Annotated in this window: 17 protein-coding genes; 16 read left to right on the top strand and 1 reads right to left on the bottom strand. The window is 60.2% G+C overall.

The window, feature by feature from the left end:
• Window positions 1-13: 13 nt before the first annotated feature.
• The gene (locus QO231_RS12660) at window positions 14-2,047 is read right to left on the bottom strand and encodes an NADPH-dependent 2,4-dienoyl-CoA reductase (RefSeq protein WP_316776788.1); all 2,034 of its coding nucleotides are present in this window, start codon (window positions 2,045-2,047) and stop codon (window positions 14-16) included.
• 93 nt (window positions 2,048-2,140) lie between these two features.
• Here QO231_RS12660 and QO231_RS12655 point away from each other — a divergent pair, with 93 nt between their 5' ends.
• From QO231_RS12655 to QO231_RS12580, 16 genes are all read left to right on the top strand, one after another.
• Window positions 2,141-3,322, top strand: a complete 1,182-nt coding sequence (locus QO231_RS12655; RefSeq protein ID WP_111368613.1) for an acyl-CoA dehydrogenase family protein — start codon at window positions 2,141-2,143, stop codon at window positions 3,320-3,322.
• Entirely contained in the window at window positions 3,319-4,098 is a 780-nt protein-coding gene (locus QO231_RS12650; RefSeq protein WP_111368614.1) for an enoyl-CoA hydratase/isomerase family protein, read from the top strand. Before QO231_RS12655 ends, QO231_RS12650 begins: the two co-directional genes overlap by 4 nt.
• A gap of 9 nt (window positions 4,099-4,107) precedes the next feature.
• Window positions 4,108-5,268: an acyl-CoA dehydrogenase family protein gene (locus QO231_RS12645; RefSeq protein ID WP_101657255.1), complete on the top strand. Its 1,161-nt coding sequence runs from the start codon at window positions 4,108-4,110 to the stop codon at window positions 5,266-5,268.
• Between the two features lie 26 nt (window positions 5,269-5,294).
• A complete protein-coding gene (locus QO231_RS12640) occupies window positions 5,295-6,686 on the top strand; it encodes a phenylacetate--CoA ligase family protein (protein WP_111368645.1) in 1,392 nt (463 codons plus the stop codon).
• Entirely contained in the window at window positions 6,683-8,290 is a 1,608-nt protein-coding gene (locus tag QO231_RS12635) for an acyl-CoA carboxylase subunit beta (protein ID WP_111368615.1), read from the top strand. The genes QO231_RS12640 and QO231_RS12635 overlap by 4 nt, the downstream gene beginning before the upstream one ends.
• A 10-nt stretch (window positions 8,291-8,300) precedes the next feature.
• The gene (locus tag QO231_RS12630) at window positions 8,301-10,307 is read left to right on the top strand and encodes an acetyl/propionyl/methylcrotonyl-CoA carboxylase subunit alpha (protein ID WP_111368616.1); all 2,007 of its coding nucleotides are present in this window, start codon (window positions 8,301-8,303) and stop codon (window positions 10,305-10,307) included.
• 4 nt (window positions 10,308-10,311) lie between these two features.
• Entirely contained in the window at window positions 10,312-11,271 is a 960-nt protein-coding gene (locus tag QO231_RS12625; protein ID WP_101657251.1) for a hydroxymethylglutaryl-CoA lyase, read from the top strand.
• A 12-nt stretch (window positions 11,272-11,283) separates the two neighbouring features.
• Window positions 11,284-12,198: an SDR family NAD(P)-dependent oxidoreductase gene (locus tag QO231_RS12620; protein ID WP_111368646.1), complete on the top strand. Its 915-nt coding sequence runs from the start codon at window positions 11,284-11,286 to the stop codon at window positions 12,196-12,198.
• Entirely contained in the window at window positions 12,198-12,992 is a 795-nt protein-coding gene (locus QO231_RS12615) for a citryl-CoA lyase (RefSeq protein ID WP_316776772.1), read from the top strand. The genes QO231_RS12620 and QO231_RS12615 overlap by 1 nt, the downstream gene beginning before the upstream one ends.
• 3 nt (window positions 12,993-12,995) lie before the next feature.
• Complete coding sequence (locus tag QO231_RS12610; RefSeq protein WP_027238752.1) at window positions 12,996-14,159, top strand: acyl-CoA dehydrogenase family protein; 1,164 nt, start codon at window positions 12,996-12,998, stop codon at window positions 14,157-14,159.
• 10 nt (window positions 14,160-14,169) lie between these two features.
• On the top strand, window positions 14,170-15,009 hold the full coding sequence (locus QO231_RS12605; RefSeq protein WP_111368619.1) for an FAS1-like dehydratase domain-containing protein: 840 nt from the start codon (window positions 14,170-14,172) through the stop codon (window positions 15,007-15,009).
• Window positions 15,010-15,220: 211 nt separating this feature from the next.
• Window positions 15,221-16,000, top strand: a complete 780-nt coding sequence (locus QO231_RS12600) for an ABC transporter ATP-binding protein (protein ID WP_111368620.1) — start codon at window positions 15,221-15,223, stop codon at window positions 15,998-16,000.
• A gap of 25 nt (window positions 16,001-16,025) precedes the next feature.
• Window positions 16,026-18,002 carry an AMP-binding protein gene (locus tag QO231_RS12595; RefSeq protein WP_111368621.1) on the top strand — a complete coding sequence of 659 codons (1,977 nt, stop codon included), beginning with the start codon at window positions 16,026-16,028 and terminating at the stop codon, window positions 18,000-18,002.
• Between the two features lie 15 nt (window positions 18,003-18,017).
• Window positions 18,018-18,902 carry a branched-chain amino acid ABC transporter permease gene (locus tag QO231_RS12590; RefSeq protein WP_111368622.1) on the top strand — a complete coding sequence of 295 codons (885 nt, stop codon included), beginning with the start codon at window positions 18,018-18,020 and terminating at the stop codon, window positions 18,900-18,902.
• Between the two features lie 3 nt (window positions 18,903-18,905).
• The gene (locus QO231_RS12585; protein ID WP_027238747.1) at window positions 18,906-19,958 is read left to right on the top strand and encodes a branched-chain amino acid ABC transporter permease; all 1,053 of its coding nucleotides are present in this window, start codon (window positions 18,906-18,908) and stop codon (window positions 19,956-19,958) included.
• A 104-nt stretch (window positions 19,959-20,062) separates the two neighbouring features.
• Window positions 20,063-21,232 carry an ABC transporter substrate-binding protein gene (locus tag QO231_RS12580; RefSeq protein WP_316776748.1) on the top strand — a complete coding sequence of 390 codons (1,170 nt, stop codon included), beginning with the start codon at window positions 20,063-20,065 and terminating at the stop codon, window positions 21,230-21,232.

Raw genomic sequence — 21,232 nt, 5'->3', positions numbered from 1 at the left:
CCAGGGCTTCGGTTCAGAGACTTTGCGCCAGACGCACCCCTTCATCAATGGCGCGCAGAGCATCAAGTTCGGCGGCCTCCTTTGCCCCGCCGATCATCGTAACCGTGACGCCGCGCGCGGCAAGCTCTTCTGCCAGGGCGCGTTCCGGCTCCTGGCCAGTGCATAGCACAATCGTATCGGCCGAGATGATCATTGGGCTTTCGTCCGTGAGGATATGCAGCCCCGCGTCGTCGATGCGGTCATAGGTCACCCCGCCCATCGCCTCGACCCCGTGTTTGCGCAGCGCGTTGCGCAGGATCCACCCTGTTGAAACTCCAAGCCCCGCGCCGGGTTTTGCTGCCTTGCGCTGAAGCATAACGACTTTGCGTCGCGACGGTTTCGGTGCCAATGGATCGCCAGCCAGGGCGCCCGGCGTGGCAAACTCGGGGTCCACGCCCCATGTATCGCAAAAGGCGTCTGTGTTGGCGGCCTCGGCGGGTTCGGTCACCAGGAACTCGGCCACATCATGGCCAATGCCACCGGCCCCCATCACCACGACACGGTCGCCCGCCTCGCGGTCGCCGGACAGGATTTCCGCATAAGTCGCGACGCTGGGATGGTCGATACCCGGCAGGTCGGGAATACGCGGCGTGACCCCTGTGGCGATAACCACATGGTCGAAGCCGTCAAGATCGTTCACGTCGGCCCGCTGCCCCAGCCGCTGTTTGACCCCGTGCTTTCTCAGCTGACCGGCATAATACCGCAGGGTTTCGTCGAATTCGTCCTTGCCCGGCGCCGCGCGGGCCAGATTCAGCTGACCGCCCAGCTTGTCTTGCGCTTCGAACAGCGTGACATCGTGGCCCAGCCGCGCCGCTTCGGCCGCCGTGGCCAGGCCCGCCGCGCCACCGCCGACGACAGCCACTTTCTTTGGCGCGTCGGTTAGCGTGTCCCGGAATTCCGTTTCACGCCCAGCCCTTGGATTAACCAGGCATCCGACAGGCCGGTCCGAAAAGATGAAATCCAGACAGGCCTGGTTGCAGGCAATGCAGGTGTTGATCTCGTCCGCGCGGCCCTCGCGCGCCTTTTTCACGAAATGCGAATCGGCCAGAAACGGGCGCGCCATCGAGATCATGTCTGCATCGCCAGAGGCAAGGATGTCTTCGGCAAGCTCGGGTGTGTTGATTCGGTTCGAGGCGACCACCGGAATCGATACCGCCGCTTTCACGTTGGCCGCTGCCTTGCGCCAAGCACCGCGCGGCACCGGATAGGCAATCGTCGGGACGCGCGCCTCGTGCCAGCCGATGCCGGTGTTCAGAATATCCGCGCCTGCTGCCTCGATTTTGCGGGCCAGTGCCGCGATTTCATCGGCGGGCGCGCCGCCCTCGACCAGATCGGCCGCCGAAATCCGGTAGATGACCAGAAAGTCGGGCCCACAGCGTTCACGCACTGCGCGCACGATCTCGACCGGGAATCGATGGCGCTTCTCGGCGCTTCCGCCCCAGTCGTCTTCGCGCTTGTTGGTGTGGGTAACGGTGAATTCGTTAATCAGGTATCCCTCGGACCCCATGATTTCGACGCCATCGAATCCTGCGGCCTGCGCGTTGGCGGCTGCCGCGGCAAAATCCTCGATGGTTCGGAAAATATCGGCTTCGGTCATTTCACGCGGCACGAAACGGTTGATCGGTGCCCGGATTGGCGACGGGGCAACACATCCTTCGATCTTTGCATAGCGCCCGGCGTGAAGGAGTTGCGCGCAGATCAGGCTGCCTTCGGCCTGCACCGCCTCGCAGATCGGGCGCAGGCTGCGCGCCTCTTCCGGGTCGTCGATTCGTGGACCTTCGGGATCAAATATACCCTCGGCATTGGGGGAAAACCCGCCGGTGACCAGAATCGCCGCCTCCCCCCGCGCACGCTCGGCGTAAAACGCGATCTGTTTGGCTATGCCGTCAGGCTCGGTTTCCAACCGCGTGTGCATCGACCCCATGATGACACGGTTTCGCAATGTATGCTGGCCTGCGCGGATGGGCGAGAGCATGGTCCCGAAGCTCTCCGTTGGCTTAATTTCCATTGTGGGCATCCTCCTCAAAACTGTGCTTGATCTGTATTCTAACATTTGTTAGATTTTTGGAAAGATAATTTTCGCTCATGGGGAGGAGCACCGATGCAATTCCAGCCAACAGACGATCAGAAGGCTTTTCGCGAAACCGCGAAGCGCTTCGCAACTGAAAAGCTTGCGCCCACATATCAGGAGCGCGCAAGCGGCCATACCTTTGATCGTGCGCTGATCAAGGAGATGGGCGCACTCGGTCTGATCGGGGCCGATCTGCCGGAAGAATTCGGCGGACTGGGTGAAAGCTCTGTCGCGTCAGGGCTGATCGTCGAAGAGATCGCCTATGCTGATTTCAACGCAAGTTACGTGCAGCTTCTCGGCTCTCTCATGGGCGGAATGGTTGCCAAGCATGCCTCCCGCGACATCGCGTCGAAATGGGTGCCCAAGGTTGTTTCGGGTGATGCCGTCATTGGTCTGGGTCTGACAGAGCCGCGCGGCGGATCGGACGCGGCGAACCTGATTCTGAAGGCCGAGAAATCCGAAAACGGTTGGCGGCTGAACGGTGAAAAGACATCCATGAGTTTTGCCAGTCAGGCCGATGCGGCGGTCGTCTTTGCCCGCACCGGCGATCCCGATGGCGGCTCACGCGGGGTCAGCGCCTTTTTCGTCGATCTGAACCAGGACGGCATCAAGCGTACCCATTTCGACGACATCGGCACCAAGCCCGTCGGGCGCGGGTCGGTGTTCTTTGACGACGTCTTCGTGCCGGCCGAAAACATGATGGCCGAACAGGATCGTGCCTTTGGCACGATCATGGCCGGGTTTGATTATTCGCGCGCACTGATCGGGTTGGAATGCCTGGGTGCTGCGCAAGCGTCGGTGGATGAAACCTGGGCCTACGTTCAGGAACGCGAAGCCTTCGGGGCCCCGATCGTACAGTATCAGGGCGTCAGTTTCCCGCTGGCCGAAGCTGAGACCCAACTGACCTTGATGCGCCAGCTTTGCTATTACACGCTGGACCTGCGTGACCGCGGCCTGCCGCATACGTCCGAGGCGGCCATGTGCAAATGGTACCTGCCCAAAACCGCCTGCGAGATCCTGCACCAGTGCCTGATCCTGCACGGACATTACGGCTACACCACCGACCTGCCCCACCACCAGCGCTATAACGATGTGCTCGGCCTGCAGATCGGTGACGGCACCGCGCAGATCCAGAAGCTGGTGATTGCCCGCGAGAAGGTCGGACGGATGGCGCTGCAGTATGACAAGAAGGCGACGGGAGCTCAGAAATGAACGATCCCATCATCGTCACGACCGAGGGCAACACCGGCATTATCGAGCTGGCCCGCCCCGAGAAATTCAATTGCCTGTCACTTGACGTGCATGAGCGCATATCTGCCGCGCGTGCGGAATTCGAGGCGAACCCGGCTATCCGGGCGATCCTCATCCGGGCGCAGGGCAAGCACTTTTGCACCGGCGCCGATCTGGTGGAAGTGAAAGGTAAATTGAACGATCCCGCCGCGCTGAACCACTTCATCGCCTTTGGCATGAACACCCTGCGTGCGCTCGAAACCTCCTCCCTCCCTGTCGTCGTGGCGGTGCAGGGGTTGTGTCTGGCCGGCGGGATCGAACTGATGTTGGCTTGCGATGTGTGTTTCGCCGCCGAAACCGCTCAGTTTGGCGATCAGCATGCGCAATTCGGACTGATTCCCGGTTGGGGCGGCTCGCAGCGGCTAACGCGGTTGATGGGGCAGCGCCGGGCGCTCGACCTGATGTTCTCAGCCCGCTGGCTTGAGGCGGGCGAGGCCAAAGAGGCCGGTCTGGTCAACTATATAGTGCCGGATGCGGATCTGCATCAGGCCGCGTTGGATTACTGTCAGAAAATCGCCACCCGCTCGCGTCCCGGTATCGCCGAGATGAAGCGGCTGGCGCGGGAAGGCGCGGACTTGGGCATCGACCAGCAGATGCGGCTTGAGCTGGATGCCGCCGTACGCGCGTTGCCCAGTGATGACGTCGCCGAAGGGCTCGACGCATTCGAGAACCGGCGCACCCCTGAATTCAAGGTTTGAGGACGAAACATGGAATTCACTTTGAATGACGAACAGCGCCAGATTTACGAATACGGCGGTCAGTTGGCGCAGAAATACGACAATGCTTATTGGCTGGACCACGCGCGCAGGCATGAATTCCCGCAGGAGATGTTCAAACAGATTGCTGATGACGGCTTTCTGGGCATCATGGTGCCCGAGGAATACGGCGGCGCCGGCCTTGGCATGACCGAAATGGCCCTGTTCATGGAAGGCACCGCCAATCACGGCATTCCGCTTCTGATGATGGTGGTCGGGCCGACCATGTCGCTGGCCCATATCGCCAGCCACGGGAGCGAATTCCACAAGAAGGAACTGCTGCCGGCCGCCTGCCGTGGTGATATCCAGTTCTGTTTCGCGATCACCGAACCGGGGGCCGGATCCAACACGATGAAGGCCACCACGCTGGCCAAGCGCCGGGGCAACCGGTTCAGCCTGTCGGGCGAAAAGACCTTTATCACCGGCGCCGAGGTATCGGACTATTGTCTGGTGGTAGCACGCACCAAGCCCCACACCGAAGTCAGCCGCAAGACCGACGGCTTCACGCTCTTTGCGGTGGACCTGAAGAAAAAGGGTGTCGACAAGCAGCGGGTGAAGATCTCGATCCCCCTGCCCGAAGAACAGTGGACCCTGTTCTTTGACGAGGTCGATCTGGGCCCCGAGGACGTTGTCGGCGAGGTTGACGAAGGGTTCTCGATCCTGTTCGACAGCCTCAACCCCGAACGCATCATCCTGGCCGCTTTGTGCTGCGGCATCGGCCGCTTCGCGCTGAACAAGGGGGTGGCCTATGCCTCCGAGCGCAATGTCTTCGATCAGCCCATCGGCGCGCATCAGGGCGTGCAGCACCCGATGGCCAAGGCGCACACAGCGGTCGAGATGGCCAGCCTGATGACCCGACGCGCGGCCTGGGAATTCGACAACAAGCTGCCCGCGGGGGCCTCGTCGAATATGGCCAAGTATGCCGCCGCCGAAGCCGGGATCGAGGCCGTGGATGCCGCGCTGCAGGCGCATGGCGGATCGGGCTTTACCGAGGATACGGGACTATACGAGATGTATCCGCTGGTGCGCCTGCTGCGCACGGCACCCGTGAATCGCGAACTGTGCCTCAGCTTCATCGGCGAAAAGGTCATGGGTCTGCCGCGGTCTTATTGATCGCGCTGGCCGACAGGGAGGACGACATGCAATTTGGAATGCGCTTCCGGCGGGAGGATGCCGCCGACAAGGTAAACGATCGTTTCTGGCACGAAATCGAGGGCACGGCGCTCGAAGAGGTGCGCCGCATTCAGGAAGAGCGACTGCGTGCGCAGATGGCCTATCTCAAGACGAACTCCACCTTCTATCAGGAGAAGTTCGCCGAGGCCGGCGTGGAGTTCGACGATATTCGCACCATCGAAGACCTGCAAAAGCTGCCCTATACCTACAAGACCGAGATCCGCGAAAGCCTGTCCGCCGAGCCGCCGTTCGGCAAACACCGCGCCGCGCCGATGGCGGACATCATTCAGATGCAAGCCTCATCGGGGACAACCGGCAGCCCGTCCTATGTGGCGCTGACCGAAGCGGATACCGAAATGTGGCACGAGATGACAGCGCGATGCTTCTTTGCCAATGGCGTGCGTCCCGGCGACATGGTGCTGCACGCGTTTTCGCTGGCCAAGGGCTTTGTCGGCGGCATCCCCGTGATGCAGGGATTGCAATACATGGGCACGATCGATGTGCCGGTGGGCGCGGATGGCGGTGCGGAACGGCTGCTGCGCGCTTGCGCCGACACGCGTCCGCGCTGCATCGTCGGCGCACCGAATTTCGTTCTGCACCTGGCTGAAAAAGCGCCAGAGGTGCTGGGATGCAAGGCCAGTGAGCTGGGCGTGGAACAGGTGATCGTCGGCGGAGAGCCCGGTGGTGGCATCCCGGCAATTCGCGCCAAGATCGAAGCGGCCTGGGGTGCAAAATGCACTGAAATGCTGGGCGGCACCGATCTGGGTGTGACCTACTGGGCCGAATGCGACGCCCAGTCGGGGATGCATATGGTCAACATGGACTATATCATCACCGAGCTGCTGGATCCCGAAAGCGGAGAAATCATCCCTTGGGAAAAAGGCGCCGAAGGCGAGATGATCTATACCGCGCTCGGCCGTCAGGCTAGCCCGGTGGTGCGGTTCCGGTCGGGTGATTATATCGAGGTCATCGACACCGAATGCTCCTGCGAGCGGACCGGCCCCAAGATCCGGTGCACAGGCCGGACCGACGACATGCTGATCGTGCGCGGTGCCAATGTTTTCCCGTCGGCCATCAACAGCGTCATCACCGAAATGGTGCCGGACACCAACGGCGTCATGCGCATCGTGGCCGATTTCAAAGGCCATACCACGCAGGGCGCGCTGACGGTGATCGTCGAGCGCGGTCCCGGTCGCGACGCTGCGGATGACGACGCCCTCAAGAAGAAAATCGAACAGCGGCTGCGCGACGCGCTCGTCTTCAAAGCCGACGTCCATCTGGTGGCGGCTGACACTTTTGAAAAACCCGGCGCCGCCAAGGTTGCCTTTGTTCTGAGAGAATACCCCGAGCTGCCATGACAAAAATGAAATCCCTACTCGATACCGGGTCCGATGACTTCCGGCAAAACGATACACAGTATCGCGACAAAGTCGGCGAGCTGCATGCCCTTCGCTTGCAACAACGTGTCGGTGGCCCTGAAAAGGCCCGCGAACGGCACGTGTCGAAAGGCAAGATCCTGCCGCGCGAACGCGTCGAACGGCTGATCGATCCGGGCACCCCCTTTCTGGAAGTCGGGGAGCTTGCCGGGCTGAACAAATATGATGGTGTACCGCCGGGGGCGGGCATCATCACTGGCATCGGCGTGATCGAGGGCCGTCAGTGCATGGTCATCGCCAATGATGCCACCGTGAAGGGCGGCACCTATTTCGGCATGACCAGCCGCAAGCACGTGCGCGCCCAGAAGATCGCGTGGAAGAACCGCCTTCCGGTGATCACGCTGGTCGATTCCGGCGGCGCGTTTCTGCCGGATCAGGAGAACATTTTCCCCGACGAAGGCCAGTTCGGCTCAATCTTTCACCAGCAGATCGGCATGTCCGGTGACGGGGTGCCGCAGATCGCTGTCGTCATGGGGCCTTGCACTGCGGGTGGTGCCTATATTCCCGCGCTCTGCGATGAGGTGGTGATCGTGCGTGGCCAGGGCTTCATGTATCTTGGCGGGCCGGAACTGACCTTTGCTGCCACCGGCGAAAAGGTGGATGCCGAAGAACTGGGCGGCGGCAAGATGCACTCGTCCGTGTCGGGTGTGACCGACCATCTTGCCGAGGATGACGCCCACGCGCTGGCCATTACCCGCGAGATCGTCAGCCATCTGGGCGAAAAACCCCTGCCCCGCAAGACGCCCAAGACGCCGCGCGCGCCCGCCTATCCGGTCGAGGAAATCTACGGCATCGTCAGCCGCGACCCCAAGGTGCCAACCGATAACCGCGAAATCATCGCGCGCCTGGTCGATGACAGCGATTTCCACGAGTTCAAGCCGCTTTACGGTGACACCATCATGACCGGCTGGGGCCGTATCCACGGCCACGAAGTTGGCATCATCGCCAACACCGGCGTGCTGTTCGTCGAGGCCGCGCTGAAGGCTACGCATTTCATCAACCTCTGCGTCCAGCGCGATATCCCGCTGCTGTTTCTGGCGGATGTGAACGGCTTCATGGTTGGCCGCGAGGTGGAGCAGATGGGCATCGCCAAGGCTGGTGCCAAGATGATCACTGCCATGTCCTCGGCCCGGGTGCCCAAGTTTACCATCATCACCGGCGGCTCCTACGGTGCCGGGTATCTGGCCATGCTCGGCCGCCCGTTCCAACCCGACGCGATGTTTGCCTGGCCAACTGGACGATCCGCGATCATGGGGCCGGAACAGGCCGCCAGCGTGCTGGCGCAAGTCCGCGGACAGATCAACGAACGCGAAGGCAAAAGCTGGACCCCCGAAGAGGAAGAAGCCTTCAAGGCGCCCATCCGCAAGGAATACGAGGATTTTCAAGGTGCTTACAATTTTGCCTCTAACCTCTGGATCGACAGCGTGATCGAGCCTTGTGAAACCCGCGATGTCATGGCGCTCATGCTGGATGTGACCTCACGCAGACCCAAGGCCGAAACCAATTTCGGCGTGTTCAGGATGTGAGGAGCGAGTCATGAAAATCAAAACGCTTCTAATCGCCAATCGCGGCGAAATTGCCTGCCGGATCGCGCGTACCGCGCGGGCCAGCGGCATCACTCCTGTCGGCGTACATTCGCAAGCCGACGCCAATGCCCTGCATGTCCGCGAGATCGGGCAATCAGTCTGCATCGGTGCCGGACCGGCGTCCGAGAGCTATCTGAAGATCGACGCGGTGATTGCCGCCGCGAAATCGGTCGGTGCGGATGCGATCCATCCCGGTTACGGCTTTCTGGCCGAGAACTCTGATTTTGCCCGTGCGGTCGAGGCCGCCGGAATGATCTTCATGGGGCCAACGCCGGACACGCTTGACCGTTTCGGCGACAAGGCCAGCGCCAAAGAGGCCGCCGTGGCGGCCAGCGTCCCGGTTATTTCGGGTGCCGAAGGCGCGTGGTCCGATCCGCAAGAGATTGCCGATGAAGTCCGCGCAATGGGCCTGCCCGTTCTGCTCAAGGCCGTCGGCGGCGGTGGCGGGCGCGGCCAGCGGCTTGTCACCGATGAGGCCACGCTTGTGGAAGACATCGAAGGCGCCCTTCGCGAGGCGAAATCCACTTTTGGCTCCGAAGGGCTTTTGCTGGAACGCTTCCTGCCTGAAGCGCGCCATGTCGAAGTGCAGATCGCGGGTGATGGCAAGGGGCACGTGGTGCACCTGTTCGAACGTGACTGCACGCTTCAGCGCCGTCACCAGAAGGTCATCGAAGAGGCTCCGGCTTGGGGCTTGCCCCGCGCGCTGCTGGACGAGATCGCGCATGACGCGGTGCGCCTGGGCGAAACGCTTGACTACCGCGGCCTAGGCACAGTGGAGTTTTTGGTCGCGGGCGAAGAGTACTTCTTTCTTGAGGTAAACCCCCGCATTCAGGTGGAACATCCCGTCACCGAAGCGATCACCGGGCTGGACCTTGTTGCGCTTCACCTGCGCATTGCCGAAGGCGCGGGCCTTGGCCTGATGCAGGATGACCTCAAGATCAACGGCCACGCGGTCGAGGCGCGGCTTTATGCCGAAGATCCGGCGATGCAGTTCGCCCCGTCGACCGGCACCTTGACCACGCTCAGCTTGCCGGAAGGTTTGCGCATTGACAGCGGTGTCGAAGAAGGCGACGCAGTGACGCCCTTCTATGATCCGATGATCGCCAAACTGATTGTGCATGCGCCGGACCGGGAAACCGCCTTGGCGCGGCTGGCGACAGCCTTGGATCACGTCGCAGTTGAGGGTGTGCAAACCAACCGCGCCTTTTTGAAAGCACTGGCGCGCAATCCCGAATTCGAACAGATGCAGGTTCATACACGCTGGATCGACGGCAGGCTTGACGCACTGACGTCCCCCCCCGCCCTTGCGCGCCCCGAGTTGTGGAAAGCCGCCGCTGCCGTTCTCTTCGTGGCGTCCGACCGGCGTGACCCATGCGCGGACCCTTGGACCAATCTTTCCACGTTCACTGGCTGGCGGCTTGGCCTGGGCGGTGACCCGCTTGAAGCGGGACAGCGCGTAACATTGACCGACACGACCGGTGCATCCGAAGAACTGCGCGTCGGCCCTGTCAAATCCGGGGACCGATACGCCGTGATCGCAGAAGACGGCACCAGGATCATCCTCGCCGTGCGTGAAATTTCGCCCGGTAGCTGGCGCGTCGCGGAAGGTGAGTCCATCTTTGTGCTCGCCGCGCGCCGCCACGCTGGCGTGATCGAAATGGACACGCCCGAAGGCCGCCTTGTTTTCCGTCCAGCAGCCCCGCTTGACTTTGCGGGCGGCGATGCGGCGGCGGATCGGGCTGTGGCCTCACCGCTGACCGGCATGATTGTCGAGGTCAAGGTTGCAGACGGGCAGACCGTGGCCGAAGGCGATGTGCTCGCGGTCATGGAATCCATGAAACTTGAAATCTCGATCCGCGCCACCGCAGCGGGGATCGCCAGCAACATTTCCGTCTCGAATGGGGACATGGTCGATCGCGGCCAGGTCATCGCCGAGATACTACCATCCGAGGAGTGATGAGATGAGCGACTTTCCCAAATTCGTCGAGTTTCGTGAAGAAGGCCCGCGTGAGGGGTTTCAGATCGAAAAGAAGATCTATCCGATCGAAGAGCGCATCGAACTGATCGACATGCTCAGCGAAACCGGCCTGAAACGCATTCAGGTCGGCAGCTTTGTCAGTCCGCAATACGTGCCTCAAATGGCCGATACCGGTGAACTGTTCAAGCGTATCAAACGCAAGCCGGGCGTGAATTACACGTCGCTCTGGCTGAACGACAAGGGGTTTCGCAAGGCCCTGACGGCGCATGAGGTCGATATCGACCCGCGTCTGCTGTTCTATCCATCCGAGGCATTTGCCCAATCGAACAACAATTGTTCGTCCGAGGAAATGCGCGAAAGACAACGCGACTGGGTCCGGCTTTATAAGGAAGAGGGATACACGGTCGACGCCGCCTATGTGATGACGGCCTTCGGCTGCAATTTCGAAGGACCCATCCCGCAAGAACGCATCCTCGACGATTTCCGCTTCATACTTCAGCTGTGCGAAGAAGAGGATATCCCGGTGCCGATCCTTGTGGTCGCCGACACCATGGGCTGGGGCAACCCCGAGGCGGTCAAACGTATGATCGGCGCACTGCGCGAACTGGCGCCCGAGGCGCGCATCGGCATGCACATCCACGACACGCGGGGGCTTGGGATCGCCAATCTCCATGCCGCCCTGTCGATGGGCGTGGACATGTTCGAAAGCTCGGTCGCCGGTCTTGGCGGCTGTCCTTTCGCGGGCCACGGCCACGCCCGCGCCGCAGGCAATGTCTGCACCGAGGATGCGGTGTTCCTGTGTCACGAGCTCGGCATCGAAACCGGCATCGATCTGGACAAGCTTATCGCAGCGGCGATCAAGGCGGAAGAGATCATCGGCGTGCCGCTCATGGGCCGGGTCATGCATACCGGCGGCCTGGACAAATATCGCAAGGCAAGCTGAGGGAGAATGAAGATGACAAAGGCACTTGATGGAAAGGTGGTTCTGGTCACCGGGGCCGGCGGTGGGATCGGGCGTGATATCGCCTTGATGGCAGCCTCGGAAGGCGCTGCCGTGGTGGTCAATGATCTGGGCGCGTCCCTGAAAGGCACCGGCCAGACCGAAACTGCGGCGCAGAAAGTCGTCGAAGAGATCAAGGCCGCAGGGGGCGACGCCATTGCCGATGGCGGCAACGTCACCGACCCCGACGCCGCCCGCGCGATGATCGAGGCCGGTGTCAAGAAATTCGGCCGCATCGACGCGGTGGTGAACAACGCCGGCATTCTGCGCGACGGGTTCTTCCACAAGATGACCTACGAGGATTTCGACGCGGTGGTGAAGGTCCATCTTTACGGCGCTTTCAACACCAGCCGCGCGGCGGCCGATTATTTCCGCGAACAGGAGAGCGGTGCTTTGGTGCACATGACCTCGACCTCGGGGCTGATCGGCAATCTGGCGCAGGCGAACTATTCAGCCGCAAAACTGGGCATCGCGGCCTTCTCGAAATCGGTGGCCCTCGACCTCAAGCGGTGGAACGTCCGTTCGAACTGCATCGCGCCCTTCGCCTGGAGCCGGATGATCTCGTCTATCAAGACAGACACCCCGGAACAGGTGGCGCGTGTCGAGAAGATCAAGGAAATGACACCGGCCAAGGTCGCGCCAATGGCCTGTTTTCTGATGAGCGACCGCGCGGCTGACGTGTCCGGTCAAATCTTTGCGGTTCGCAAAAACGAGATCTTCCTGTTCAATCAGCCCCGCCCCGTGCGGTCGGTCCATTCCGGTGATGGCTGGACCGCCGATGAAATCGCCGAGCGCGCCATTCCCGCGCTCAAATCACAGTTCACGCCGCTCGAAGTTTCGGCGGATGTCTTTTCATGGGATCCGGTCTAATGGGAAAACGCAAAGAAAAAATCAGCTCCGATATTGCCTGGAGCACCTCTGACAAGATCAGCGTGCGTAGCCTCGACCTGCCGAACGAGATCCTCGGGCACATGAACCTCGGCGATCTGGCGTTCCTGCAGTTGACGGGACGCAAAGCCACGCCCGAGGAAAGCCGGGTGTTCAACGCCATCGTCATTACTCTTGTCGAACATGGCATCACGCCTTCGGCTCTGGCGGCGCGGATGACTTACATGGGTGCGCCGGAATCGCTTCAGGCGGCCGTTGCGGCCGGGCTGTGTGGGCTTGGCACCGTCTTTGTCGGTTCGATGGAGGGTGCCTCGAAATTGCTTTACGAGGCGCTGCCGCAGGAAAAACTCGGCACCGGCGTCGATCTGGATGCGCTTGCCGTCGAAACAGTTGAAAAATTCCGCGCCCGCAAGGCCATCGTGCCGGGGCTTGGCCATCCGGTGCACAAGCCTGTCGATCCGCGCACGCCGCGCCTGTTCCAGATCGCCGCCGAAAACGGAAAATCCGGTGAATACATCGCGTTGATCCAGAAAATTCAGGCCGTCGCCGAAGAAAAATCGGGCAAGATGCTGCCGATCAACGCCACCGGGGCGATCGGTGCAATCTGCTGTGAATTCGGCTTCCCCTGGAAGATCGTGCGCGGCTTTGGCGTCATGGCGCGTGCCATCGGTCTGGTCGGTCATATCCTCGAAGAGAGCGAAAACCCGATTTCCTATGAGCTGTGGCAGCGCGCCGAACAGGAAATTCTTGAAACGTCGGGACCGGGAGCGAAGTAACCAATGCAGACGTCAGCCCCAGACACTCACACCGATCTGCGCGACGCCTTGCGCGCACTTTGCGCGCAGTTTCCGCCAGAATATCATCGCAAGTTCGGCGAAAACGAAACCTACCCCGAGGAATTCGTCGATGCGCTGACCCGCGAGGGCTGGCTCGCGGCGATGATCCCCGAGGAATACGGTGGCTCGGGACTGGGGTTGACGGAAGCCTCGATCATCATGGAAGAGGTGAACCGCTGCGGTGGCAACGCGGGTCATTGCCACGGGCAGATGTATAATATGGGCACGCTGCTGCGGCACGGTTCGGACGCGCAAAAGCAGAAATACCTGCCCAGTATTGCCAGCGGCGAGTTGCGCCTACAATCCATGGCCGTGACCGAACCGACAACCGGAACTGATACCACCAAACTGAAGACCACCGCGGTCAAGAAGGGTGACCGGTATGAGATCAATGGCCAGAAGGTCTGGATCAGCCGCATCCAGCATTCTGACCTGATGATCCTTCTGGCACGCACCACGCCTCTGAACGAGGTCAAGAAAAAGTCGCAGGGTCTGTCGATCTTTATGGTCGATCTGAAAGAGGCAATCGGCAACGGCATGGAGGTCCGCCCCATCGCCAATATGCCCGGCCACGAAACCAATGAAGTGTTTTTCGACAACCTGGAAATCCCCGCTGAAAACCTGATCGGGACCGAAGGGCGCGGGTTTTACCATATTCTTGACGGGCTGAACGCCGAACGGACCCTGATTGCAGCGGAATGTATCGGTGATGGATACTGGTTCGTTGACAAGGCCCGCGCCTATGCCGGCGACCGCGTGGTCTTTGACCGTCCCATAGGCCAGAACCAGGGCGTGCAATTCCCCATCGCCAGGTCCTATGTGAACATCGAGGCCGCCAATCTGATGCGCTTTGAGGCCTGCAGACGTTTCGATGCCGGGCTGGATTGTGGGGCGCAGGCGAATATGGCCAAGCTGCTGGCTTCGGAAGCCAGCTGGGAAGCGGCCAATGCCTGCATCCAGACCCATGGCGGCTTCGGTTTCGCGCGGGAATACGATGTCGAGCGCAAGTTCCGCGAGGCCCGACTGTATCAGGTGGCCCCGATCTCGACCAACCTGATCCTGTCCTATGTCGGCGAGCATATCCTCGGCATGCCGCGATCCTTCTGAGGCCGCGACCATGAGTGAGATCGACCTAGACGCGCTGGCGCCCTGGCTGGGACGCACCGAAACCAGTGAAGATGTTCTGACGCAGGGACTGATCGACAAATTCCGTGCCACGTTCGGCCCGCACCTTTGGGGCGGAGCGGGTGATGTTCCGCTGGGAATTCATTGGTGTATTGCCCTTGATACCGTGCCAGCTGCCGCCCTGTCAGAAGATGGCCATGCCGCAAGGGGTGGATTTCTGCCCCCGGTACCGCTGCCCGCCCGCATGTGGGCCGGCGGCGATGTTACACATATCGCGCCGCTGACGATCGGTGAAACCTTCACCCGCCGCTCGTCGATCGGGGATATAACGGCCAAGCAGGGCCGCAGCGGAGCGTTGGTCTTTGTGACCATCGAACACGAGTATTTCAGCGGCAACCGGCTTTGTATCCGGGAACAGCAGTCGATTGTCTTTCGTAAGATCACCGCGCCCCGCCCGGTGAAGAGCGCACCCGACGCGGGCGACCCCGCCACGCTCAGATCGAGCCTGACTCCGGATCCTGTGCTGCTGTTTCGCTATTCGGCGCTGACGTTCAATGCCCATCGCATCCACTATGACCACATCTACGCGACCGAAACCGAAGCCTATTCCGGGCTTGTTGTGCATGGCCCTTTACAGGCAACGCTGCTTCTGAACCTGGCGGCGGATGCGTTGAAGACGTCGCCCCACCGGTTTTCTTTCCGCGGACTCGCACCGCTGACCCTGCCCTGCGAATTGCAATTGCACAATGAAGGGACCGGTGCCTCCGGGACAGTCTGGTGTCAGGATCAAAAAGGTCTTCGAAGCTTTTCCGCAGAGTACGCGGCTGTCTGATCGGTTTTCTTCGGTAGCGAATTCAGTTGTTGACTAAATTTTCTAACATCTGTTAGGTTGCGCGGGGAGACTTGGTAAATAGCCCAGGCAAACCTCTGAACAAAGAGGTGGGAGGAGAAACGATGCGAGGAAAACTCGTTCTCAACGGACAACCCTACGGTAGGGCTGTGCGCGACTCCATGACGTGTCGGGAAAAGGCACGGGCTGCATCATGACTACGAATGGCGGGATCGTCTCATCGCCGCTTGCGGTGCGTGGTGCAACTTTGAAATTTGGCGGTGTGACGGCGCTCGACGATGTGAGCATCTCTATAAACGACGATGAATTGCTTGCGATCATCGGCCCGAACGGTGCCGGAAAAACATCACTTCTGAACGTTACTGCGGGCTTCTACCGTCCGCAGAAAGGCCGTGTCGAATTGTCTGGTCAGGACGTGACCGGCCTGCGTGTTGACCAGATCGCCCGGCGCGGTTTGGCGCGGACGTTTCAGGGCACCCATCTTTTTGCCGGGCAGACCGTGGTGGAAAACATCATGATCGGCCGTCACATGCTGATGAAATCGAATGTGATCCAGGCTTTTTTCCAATTCGGTCCCGTGATGCGCGAGGAATCGGAACATCGCGAAGCCGCCGAAGAGATCATCGACTTTCTGGAGATCGAGGCAATCCGCAACCGGCCCGTGGGCACGTTGGGGTACGGGCTGCGCAAACGTGTCGATCTGGGCCGTGCATTGGCGCAGGAACCGTCGATCCTGCTGATGGATGAACCGATGGCCGGTATGAACTCGGAAGAGAAAGAAGACCTCGCGCGCTTCATTCTCGATGTGCGCGAAGCGCGCAAGATTCCGGTGGTTCTGGTCGAGCACGACATGGGCGTGGTTATGGACCTTGCCGACCGGATTGTGGTGTTGGATTTCGGGCGGGTGATCGCCGAAGGCACCCCGGAAGAAATCCAGAAGGACCCGGCTGTGATCAAGGCATATCTGGGGTAGCGGGATGGTCAAACAAAGAACAGCAATGGTCTATTCAGACCCGGCAGTGACACATAGCGAAACCCTGCCACAGGTGTTGCTCGCGCGTGCAATCTCCTCGCCGAATGACCTCGCCGAACGCCACAAGCGCCTTGGTATCTGGCGTGAATTCACCTGGGCCGATGTGCTTGACAGGGTTCGTGCCCTGGCTCTCGGGCTGGAGAACCTGGGCCTGTCGGCGGGCGATTCCGTCATGATGATCGGCGAAAACGAACCCGAACATTTCTGGGCTGAATACGCCGTCCAGTCATTGGGCGGCAAAGTCCTGTCCGTCTATCCGGATCAGAACGCCGAAGAGATTCTGTATCTGGCCGAAGACTCGCAAACGCGGATTTTTCTGGCGCAGGATCAGGAGCAAGTCGATAAATGCATCGAGATCGCGGGCAAATACCCGGGTGCCCTGGCGATCGTTTACTGGGATGATTCCGGCCTCTGGGGCTATGATCATCCCCTGTTGCATTCCTTTGAAAGTGTGAGCGCGGCTGGACGTCAGATCCACGCCAAAGAGCCTGCCAGATTTGAAGAACACGTCAAACGCGGGCGGGCGGACGATACCGCCTTGCTGTCCTATACCTCCGGGACCACGGGAAAACCCAAGGGCGTTGTCATCAGCCATCGCTACCTGTTCGACAACTGCTCGCGGGTGATGGGGGCAATCGAAATCGCGCCAGGCACGGAGTACCTGACCTACATTTCCCCCGCCTGGGTCACGGAACAGATTTTCGGCCTGTCGATCGGTTTGATCGCGCCCATGGTCGTCAATTTCCCCGAAGGCCCCGAAGACGTGCTGACCAACATTCGCGAACTGGCGGTTGACGCGCTGGTGTTCAGCCCGCGCCAGTGGGAGAACCTCGCTTCTATCGTCCAGGCCCGGATGCTGGGTGCGGGCAAGTTCCGCAATGCGATGTACAATTGGGGTATGAAAGTCGGCCGCAACGTTTATGTCGAGCGGCTGGAGGGGCGCAGCCCCAGCCTTGCCGCACGTCTGCAGCTTCCCTTTGCCGAGGCGCTGGTGCTGCATCACCTGCGCGACAATCTTGGCCTTGGTAAGGCCAAAAACGCAATGAGCGGCGGCGCCCTGATGGCACCTGACGTCTTTCGCATGTTCCACGCGATGGGGGTCAAGCTGCGCAACGTCTATGGCGCGACCGAAATCGGCCTTCTGACTGCGCATGTCGGCGATAGCTATCAGCTGGAAACCAGCGGCAGCTGGATGCAAAGCAACACGAACTATGGCGACCCGCTGGACTACAGAGTCTCGGACGAAAGCGAGCTTCAGGTGCGGGGCGGATCGGGCTTCGGCGGCTATCACGGCAAGCCCGAAAAGACCGCAGAGGAGCTGACCGAAGACGGTTGGTACAAGACCGGTGACGCGGTGTCGATGACCGACGACGGCGAGCTTTTGTTCTTTGACCGTGTCAAGGACATGCGCCGCCTGGCAAACGGGCACAGCTATCCGCCGCAGTTCATCGAAACGCGGTTGCGCTATAGCCCCTTCATCAAGGATCTCATGACCCTGGGCGACGAAAGCCGTGACTTCGTCAGCGCGCTTATCAATATCGATATGGAAGTTCTGGGTCGTTGGGCGGAAGAGAACAAGATCAGCTTCTCGACATACACCGATCTGTCGCAGAAACCCGAAATTCTGGAGCTTATCAAAGGCGAAGTGGCGCGCATCAATGGCCTTCTACCCCAAGGCTCGCGCATCGCGCGGTTTGCGAATTTCCCTAAAGAGCTCGACCCGGATGAAGGCGAGTTGACCCGCAGCCGGAAACTCCGGCGGGCCTTTCTGGAGGAACGATATGCAAAGCTTGTCGAAGCGATCTATGGCGGCGATGACAAGACCGATCTTGAAATCGCCGTGACCTATCAGGATGGCCGTCAAGGCGTTCTCAAGGCCACGGTTCGCGTATCAGATGTCGAAAACGCATCGAAGGCTGCCAAGCCGCAGTCCAAAACCTAAAGGAGGTCGGCGAACATGGTTTATTTCATCAATGACATCATAACCGGGGCTTTGATCGGCCTACTATATTCGCTGGTGGCCATGGGCTTTGTCGTGATTTACCGCGCCAGCAAGGTATTCAACTTCGCGCAGGGCGAACTTGTGATCATCGGCGGGTTCATCGTCTGGTTCACAACGATGCAAGCGGGGCTTAGCCTTTGGTTGTCGATACCGCTTTCGCTGGTTCTGGCGGGCCTTGTCGGATACGCAATCGAACGGATTTTTCTGACAAAGCTGATCGGTGAATCGGTTTTTTCGATGGTCATGGTAACTGTCGGCCTGCTGATCCTGTTGCGCGGGCTGGTGCTACTTGTGTTCGGTCCCGCCGTGCGGCCCTTCCCGATCATTTTCCCGCTGAAACCGTTGTTCCTCGGTGATATGTTGATCCCGATGAACCTCCTTATGGGCGGGATCATCACCATTGTCGCCGCCGTCGGGCTGTCGTGGTTCTTCAACCGGACCCGGTCGGGCCTGCGGATGACCGCAGTGGCAGAAGATCACGTCGTGGCATCTTCGATGGGGATTTCAGTGAAGGGCTCGATTGCCTTTGCCTGGGTGCTTGGGGCAATCCTGTCCACGATCGGTGCAATGATCTTTCTCAGCGGCAAATCGCTGACTTTCCTGGCCTCGGATATCGGGTTCGCGGCCCTGCCGGTGGCGCTGTTTGCCGGGCTTGAGTCCATCGGCGGGCTTATCCTAGCGGGCGTGATCATCGGAATCGCCCAGAGCCTGACCACCAACTATCTTGACCCGCTGATTGGCGGCTCACTTGGCAGTGTCGTGCCATACATCATCATGCTTGCCATTCTGCTGATCCGGCCGACCGGCCTGTTCGGCTGGCGCACGATCGAGCGGGTGTAATCCATGGATCCCTCCGGTATTTTCCCGACAAGCTATCGCAGTGACAGACGTATTATCCGAACGCGCTGGCAGGTGCTTGCCCTCGTCTTGTTCATGGCTTTATTGTTGTTAGCGCCTTATCTGGTAAGCGGGCGTATCATCGCTATCCTGAACATGATGATGATCAGCGCCGTCATTGCCGTAGGGCTTCAGATCTGCACCGGCTATGCGGGCCAGATCAACCTGGGTCAGGCGGCTTTCATGGGGGTCGGGGCCTATACGGCCTCGATACTGGCCTCGAAGACCGGCCTTACATTCTTGTTGACGATTCCTCTGGCCGGCCTCTCGGCTGCGCTATTCGGCTTTCTCTTTGGTTTGACCGCGGCGCGGATCAAGGGGTTTTATCTGGCTCTGACCACGATTGCGGCACAGTTCCTGTTCCACTTTGCCGTATTAAACCTGCCGTCAACCTGGATGGGTGGATCAAACGGCATCACCGTGCCGCCCGCAGAACTTTTTGGGCTGCGCTTCGTTGGCGAAACTGCGCAGTTCTACATGAATTTTGCGGTCACCGCGATCATGGTCGCGGGCGCATTCGGGATCGTGCGGTCACGCTTTGGCCGTGCTTTCGTGGCGGTCAGGGATGATGACGTGGCCGCAGGTATCATGGGGATCAATGTCGCGGCCACCAAGGCGAATGCCTTCCTGATCGGCGCTTTCTATGCGGGTGTCGGCGGGGCGCTGTGGGCCTATCTGATCCGCTTCGTGGGGGTGGACCAGTTCACCCTGTTTCACTCGATCTTCTTTGTCGCGATGATCATCGTCGGCGGGATGGGATCAATCGTGGGAGCCCTGGTCGGTGTCTTCATTATCCGCATCATCCAGGAAATCATCGCGACGGTCGGCCCCAATATTGCCGACTCGGTATCATTCCTTGGCGGTGACATCGTGTTCGCCGGCATGAATGTCGTTCTTGGCGGCGTGATCGCATTGTTCATGATCCTCGAACCCAAGGGGCTGATGCACCGCTGGAACATAATGAAATCATCTTATCGTATCTGGCCGTTTCCCTACTGAAAAAATAGAGCGGCTCTTAACCTGGGAGGAAGAATATGACTTACCAAACGAAACAAGGCCTCCGCGGCCTGCTGGCAGCGTGTGCCATAGCTGTTGCGGCATCTATGCCTTTGAAAGCGCAGGCGGAGACAAACTATAATCTCGCCTTGCTCTCGGACTTTTCCGGCCCCTATGCTGACATCATGCCCGTTCTGGCGGGCGGACGCGAGGCCGTGTTCACCTGGTGGAATGAAACCCGGGGCAAGGAACTCGGCGTTACGCTGAACTACAAGAACTACGAAACCCGCTATGACGCGGCACAGGTGGCGAGCCTCTGGCCCGGGATCAAATCGGAACTGAACCCGATTGCGGTCGTCGGCCTTGGCGGGCCTGACGTTGCCGCCCTTTCCGAACGCCTGCCGGAAGACAAGATTCCGATGTTCATGGCCACGGCCAGCTACGGTTTTGCCTGGAAACCGGATTCCTGGATTTTCAACCCGCGTCCGACCTATTCGCACGAAAGCGCCGGCTTTCTGAACTGGATGCGTGAACAGCGAGGTGGAGACGGTCCGCTTAAGGTCGCGATCCTGGCTTCCGAGGCCTCGCCTGCCTATGTCGATATGGCAAAGGGCCTCGAACTCTATGCCGAAGAGCACCCCGAGGAGATTGACCTCGTCGAGGTCATCTATACCGAAGTGCAACCGACCGATCTGACGGGGCAAATGCGCCGCGTCGTGCGGGCCAGGGCCGAGGCGCTGGTCATCCAGACGAACACTTCTATCGTGGTTGCGGCGAAACGTGGACTGCAGGCCAACGGTTCGAGCATCCCGATCATGATGAGTTCGCATAACGGGCTTCCGGCCTCGGGCGGCGCGCTTGGCGGGCTTGATCAACTGGAGGGCGACTTTGAAGCCTACGGCATGGCGATCGCAGCCGATGAAGACACTCCCGCGCGGCAATTCTATGAAACACTGGTTGCGGATCATGGACTCAAGGCGCCCTGGAACGTCGTGACCGCAATGGGCGTGTCTCAAGGTCTTTTTGTCGTGACCGTGATCGATCACGCGATCGAGGCGAACGGTGCCGAGGGCCTGACCGGAGAGATGGTACGCGAGGCGCTTTTTGCCGGGCCGATCACGACCGAAGAAACCCACGGCTTTCTTCCATCCCTCACGTTCACTCCCGATGCGCCTTTCCCTTTGGAAGGTCTCAAGGTGAATGTGGGCACTGTCAAAGATGGCAAGATCACCATCGAAGCGACCGGCGTCGACGTTCCTGACGTTCAGAAGTGGTGA

Source organism: Sedimentitalea todarodis, assembly GCF_032595355.1.
GTDB lineage: Bacteria > Pseudomonadota > Alphaproteobacteria > Rhodobacterales > Rhodobacteraceae > Sedimentitalea > Sedimentitalea todarodis.
The sequence above is the reverse complement of the archived record's forward strand: the minus strand, read 5'-3'. Positions and strand labels throughout refer to the sequence as shown.

Bases quoted from the DNA above. Each gene is read 5' to 3' on its own strand.
- QO231_RS12660 (WP_316776788.1), bottom strand. From the start codon at position 2,047: ATGGAAATTAAGCCAACGGAGAGCTTCGGGACCATGCTCTCGCCCATC.
- QO231_RS12655 (WP_111368613.1), top strand. From the start codon at position 2,141: ATGCAATTCCAGCCAACAGACGATCAGAAGGCTTTTCGCGAAACCGCG.
- QO231_RS12650 (WP_111368614.1), top strand. From the start codon at position 3,319: ATGAACGATCCCATCATCGTCACGACCGAGGGCAACACCGGCATTATC.
- QO231_RS12645 (WP_101657255.1), top strand. From the start codon at position 4,108: ATGGAATTCACTTTGAATGACGAACAGCGCCAGATTTACGAATACGGC.
- QO231_RS12640 (WP_111368645.1), top strand. From the start codon at position 5,295: ATGCAATTTGGAATGCGCTTCCGGCGGGAGGATGCCGCCGACAAGGTA.
- QO231_RS12635 (WP_111368615.1), top strand. From the start codon at position 6,683: ATGACAAAAATGAAATCCCTACTCGATACCGGGTCCGATGACTTCCGG.
- QO231_RS12630 (WP_111368616.1), top strand. From the start codon at position 8,301: ATGAAAATCAAAACGCTTCTAATCGCCAATCGCGGCGAAATTGCCTGC.
- QO231_RS12625 (WP_101657251.1), top strand. From the start codon at position 10,312: ATGAGCGACTTTCCCAAATTCGTCGAGTTTCGTGAAGAAGGCCCGCGT.
- QO231_RS12620 (WP_111368646.1), top strand. From the start codon at position 11,284: ATGACAAAGGCACTTGATGGAAAGGTGGTTCTGGTCACCGGGGCCGGC.
- QO231_RS12615 (WP_316776772.1), top strand. From the start codon at position 12,198: ATGGGAAAACGCAAAGAAAAAATCAGCTCCGATATTGCCTGGAGCACC.
- QO231_RS12610 (WP_027238752.1), top strand. From the start codon at position 12,996: ATGCAGACGTCAGCCCCAGACACTCACACCGATCTGCGCGACGCCTTG.
- QO231_RS12605 (WP_111368619.1), top strand. From the start codon at position 14,170: ATGAGTGAGATCGACCTAGACGCGCTGGCGCCCTGGCTGGGACGCACC.
- QO231_RS12600 (WP_111368620.1), top strand. From the start codon at position 15,221: ATGACTACGAATGGCGGGATCGTCTCATCGCCGCTTGCGGTGCGTGGT.
- QO231_RS12595 (WP_111368621.1), top strand. From the start codon at position 16,026: ATGGTCTATTCAGACCCGGCAGTGACACATAGCGAAACCCTGCCACAG.
- QO231_RS12590 (WP_111368622.1), top strand. From the start codon at position 18,018: ATGGTTTATTTCATCAATGACATCATAACCGGGGCTTTGATCGGCCTA.
- QO231_RS12585 (WP_027238747.1), top strand. From the start codon at position 18,906: ATGGATCCCTCCGGTATTTTCCCGACAAGCTATCGCAGTGACAGACGT.
- QO231_RS12580 (WP_316776748.1), top strand. From the start codon at position 20,063: ATGCCTTTGAAAGCGCAGGCGGAGACAAACTATAATCTCGCCTTGCTC.